5 protein-coding genes are annotated in these 3,735 nt (G+C 63.3%); 4 read left to right on the plus strand and 1 reads right to left on the minus strand.

What is annotated here, in order from left to right; genetic code table 11:
- Positions 1–255: hypothetical protein (locus WCE35_RS10900; protein WP_424593347.1), on the plus strand; the 255-nt coding region annotated here is incomplete at its 5' end.
- Positions 255–569, plus strand: a complete 315-nt coding sequence (locus WCE35_RS10905; RefSeq protein ID WP_424593348.1) for a type II toxin-antitoxin system RelE/ParE family toxin — start codon at positions 255–257, stop codon at positions 567–569. The genes WCE35_RS10900 and WCE35_RS10905, both read left to right, overlap by 1 nt.
- 129 nt (positions 570–698) lie before the next feature.
- Here the strand turns inward: WCE35_RS10905 and WCE35_RS10910 are convergent, their stop codons facing one another.
- Complete coding sequence (locus WCE35_RS10910) at positions 699–1,595, minus strand: helix-turn-helix transcriptional regulator (RefSeq protein WP_424593349.1); 897 nt, start codon at positions 1,593–1,595, stop codon at positions 699–701.
- A gap of 133 nt (positions 1,596–1,728) precedes the next feature.
- Here WCE35_RS10910 and WCE35_RS10915 point away from each other — a divergent pair, with 133 nt between their 5' ends.
- Positions 1,729–3,270 (plus strand): benzoate-CoA ligase family protein, encoded by a 1,542-nt coding sequence (locus WCE35_RS10915; RefSeq protein WP_424593350.1) that lies wholly within the window; start codon positions 1,729–1,731, stop codon positions 3,268–3,270.
- A 5-nt stretch (positions 3,271–3,275) separates the two neighbouring features.
- A partial coding sequence (locus tag WCE35_RS10920; protein ID WP_424593351.1) for an alpha/beta hydrolase occupies positions 3,276–3,735 on the plus strand: 460 nt, incomplete at its 3' end.

Here is a 3,735-nt window from a genome sequence, read left to right on the forward strand (position 1 = left end):
ATTACACTGACGCCGGAACAAGAAGCTTGGTGCAAGACCCGCGTGGCGAATGGAGACTTCGCTTCGGTCGAACAAGCGGCGCGCCAGCTTATCGACGAACGCATCGCTGGGCGCGCCGTCGAGGAGAGCGATGATCTGTTCTGGGCGAAACCCCATGTGGACGAAGCCCGCGCCGCAGTCGCGCGTGGCGAGTTTGTCTCTCTTGAGGAACACAAGGCGCACAATGCGTCACTCCTTCGGTCGCTCAAGGCCTGATGGCGCGGGTCATCGTTTCCTTACTGGCGCAGGCTGACAGTACCAACATTATTACCTTTCTTGCGGGCCATGCGGGATACGACGTCGCCGTCGGGTATGCGGCATCTTTTGAAACCCTTTATGAGCGCTTCGCCTCCCATCCCGATAGTGGGGCGCCCCGGCCTGCGATTGGCCAGCATATCCGCATTGGCATAGTGTCGCCCTACATCGTGATCTACGAATACGACAAGGCAAGCGACATGGTGACGATACTTCGCATCGTTCATGGTCGTCGCAGGATCACCGGCAAGATGCTCACCGGGGATAAGCCGTGACAGTCTGCCGTGGGCAGGCATCGGCACCGGCCCAGAACGCGCAGCGCAGATAATATTGTTGCCCAATAGCCGGACTTTTCTTCCCCGGCTCTGCGTCGCGCCATGCCGCACCGCGTCCGGGACACGCAGTCACCCTCGCGCAAGGATCCGCCCATCCTGCTCCAGTACCGGCTTTACCGCGTCGAACAGGCGCGCTGCGGCCGCGTCTATTGAAAGGCCCGCGGTATCGACCACCGCGGAGGCCCGCGCGTAGAGCGGCTCGCGGCTGAGCAAAATGTTGCGTAATTCCGCCATCGCCGAGCGGTCGTCCGCCATCGGGCGCAGATCGCCCTGGCCGCGCACCCGCGCCATGTGTTCGTCCGGCTCGGCCTTGACCCAGATGGTGTAGAATGACGACAGGATCAGGTCGAAGGTCAACGGCTCGGAAACGATGCCGCCGCCGGTCGCCAGCACCATCAGTTGCTTTCGCGCCAGCAATTGTCCGAGTGCGGCCTGCTCCAGGCGCCTAAAACCTTCCTGGCCGTAGAGCGCGATGATCTCGGCGACGGATAATCCGTTCTGCGCCTCGATCTCCTTGTTCAGTTCGACAAAACTCCAGCCGATCTTTTTCGCCAGCATTTTGCCGAGCGTGGATTTGCCGGCGCCGCGTAGCCCGATCAAAGCGATGCCGGCAAATGACATCCGCCGCTGCGCCGCTGCGCCCTGGCCGGACAGAATCTCCCTGGCCCGTGCGATCTGGCCCGGCGTCGCCTGGCGCAGCAGGTCGCGGATGACCGGCCAGTCCGGCGACGGCTCGGCGGAAGGAATGAGATCTTCCAGATGCGCGCCCATCGCGTTCGACACCCGGCGCAAGAGCACGATCGAGACATTGCCTTTGCCGCTTTCGAGCTGGGCGATATAGCGTTCGGAAATGCCGGATACTTTTGCCAGCACCTTGCGCGACATGCCGCGGAGCGCGCGCATGGTGCGGACACGCTGGCCGAGTTGTTCGAGGAAGCCGGTCTGGGAATCGCGTTGTTCAGTCATGTTCAGGAAACATAATGCCGACACGGATTGACAGCAAGCGCGTGGAATGGCCTTCTATGAACTATAATTCTCAAAAGCGGGGGAGAAGCGTCGTGACAGGCTTGTCGGCGGGCTTGGGTGTGGGGAGCGCGGCATGAGCGGCGTGTCCGGTTCCTACAATGCGGTGACCTGGCTGCTCGACCGCAATGTCGAGGAAGGCCGCGGCGAAAAACTCGCCTTCACCGACACCGTTTCCGAACTGACCTATGGCGATCTGCAACAGCAAAGCCGCCGCGCCGCCAACATGCTGCGCCGCCTCGGCGTCCGCCGCGAAGAGCGGGTCGCCATGATCATGCTGGATACGATCGATTTCCCGATCGTGTTTTTGGGCGCGATCCGCGCCGGCATCGTGCCGGTGCCGCTCAACACGCTGCTGACTTCGGATCAATACGCCTATGTGCTGGCGGATTGCCGGGCGCGCGTACTGTTCATCTCCGAAGCGCTGTTCCCCGTGGTCAAGGACATGGTCGGGAGGATGGCGGATCTCGAGCATGTCATCGTTTGCGGCAAGGACGCGCACGGCCACAGCAAGCTCTCCGATGAACTCGCGCAGGAAAGCGACTCATTTGCGACCGCCGCGACCCACGCCGACGAGCCGGCATTCTGGCTGTATTCGTCGGGCTCGACCGGCATGCCCAAAGGCGTGCGGCATCTGCATTCCAACCTCGCCGCGACGGCGGAGACCTATGCGAAACAGGTGCTCGGCATTCGCGAGGACGACGTCGGGCTGTCGGCGGCAAAGCTGTTCTTTGCCTACGGGCTCGGCAATGCGCTGACCTTTCCGATGTCGGTCGGCGCCACCACGGTGCTCAATTCCGAGCGTCCGACGCCGGCCGTCATGTTCGCGCTGATGAACCAATACAACCCCACGATCTTCTTCGGCGTGCCGACGCTGTTTGCGGCGATGCTGAACGACGCGGCGCTGAAGAACGCGCAAGGCGGCAGTTGCCTGCGCCTCTGCACCTCCGCCGGCGAGGCGCTGCCGGAATCGGTCGGCAACAGCTGGAAGGCGCGCTTTGGCGTCGACATCCTCGACGGCGTCGGCTCGACCGAATTGCTGCATATTTTCCTTTCCAACGCGCCGGGCGACATCAAATACGGCACCTCCGGCCGCCCGGTGCCGGGCTACAAGGTGCGGCTGGTGAACGACGCTGGAGAAGATGTGCCCGATGGCGAGGTCGGCGAGCTGCTGGTCGATGCGCCCTCGGCCGGCGAAGGCTACTGGAACCAGCGCAGCAAAAGCCGCCAGACCTTTGCGGGCCACTGGACCCGCACCGGCGACAAATACATCCGCGATGCCGATGGCCGTTACACCTTCTGCGGCCGCAGCGACGATATGTTCAAGGTCTCCGGCATCTGGGTATCGCCGTTCGAGGTCGAGAGCGCGCTGATCACCCATCCCGCGGTGCTGGAGGCCGCCGTCGTGCCGCAGGCCGACCCGGAAGGATTGCTGAAGCCGAAAGCCTTCGTCGTGCTGCGCGCGGACGCCAGCACCGACGGGCTGCATGAGGCGCTGAAAGAGCATGTCAAGCAGAAGATCGGCCCGTGGAAATATCCGCGCTGGGTCGAGGTGGTGGAATCCTTGCCGAAGACCGCGACCGGAAAGATACAGCGGTTCAAGTTGCGGGACCATTAGTCGTCATGACCCTCTCTCCCTCCGGCTTCCTCGCCATCGAGGCCGCCGAGCTCGAATACCGCATGATCGGCCCCGCACCGGCGGATGCGCCGACCATCGTGATGCTGCATGAGGGCCTCGGATCGGCGGCGTTGTGGGGCGATTTTCCGGAAAAACTGCAGGCGGCGACCGGCGCCGGCGTGTTCGCCTATTCGCGCGCCGGCTATGGCGCGTCAACGCCGGTCAAGCTGCCGCGTCCGCTCGACTACATGCATATCGAGGCGCTCGATACGCTGCCAAAACTGCTCGACATGATCGGCTTCCGCCGCGGGCTGTTGCTCGGCCATTCCGACGGCGCCTCGATCGCGGCGATCTATGCCGGCAGCCATCAGGATCACCGCGTGCAGGGGATCGCGCTGATCGCGCCGCATTTCATCGTCGAGGATGTTTCGGTGGCCTCGATCGCCGGGATCAGGACGGCCTATG

The sequence above is a fragment of the Bradyrhizobium sp. genome (assembly GCF_049691595.1).
Lineage (GTDB): Bacteria > Pseudomonadota > Alphaproteobacteria > Rhizobiales > Xanthobacteraceae > Bradyrhizobium.

Excerpts from the sequence above, each read along its gene's own strand:
- WCE35_RS10905 (WP_424593348.1), top strand. The coding sequence starts at position 255 with ATGGCGCGGGTCATCGTTTCCTTACTGGCGCAGGCTGACAGTACCAAC.
- WCE35_RS10910 (WP_424593349.1), bottom strand. The coding sequence starts at position 1,595 with ATGACTGAACAACGCGATTCCCAGACCGGCTTCCTCGAACAACTCGGC.
- WCE35_RS10915 (WP_424593350.1), top strand. The coding sequence starts at position 1,729 with ATGAGCGGCGTGTCCGGTTCCTACAATGCGGTGACCTGGCTGCTCGAC.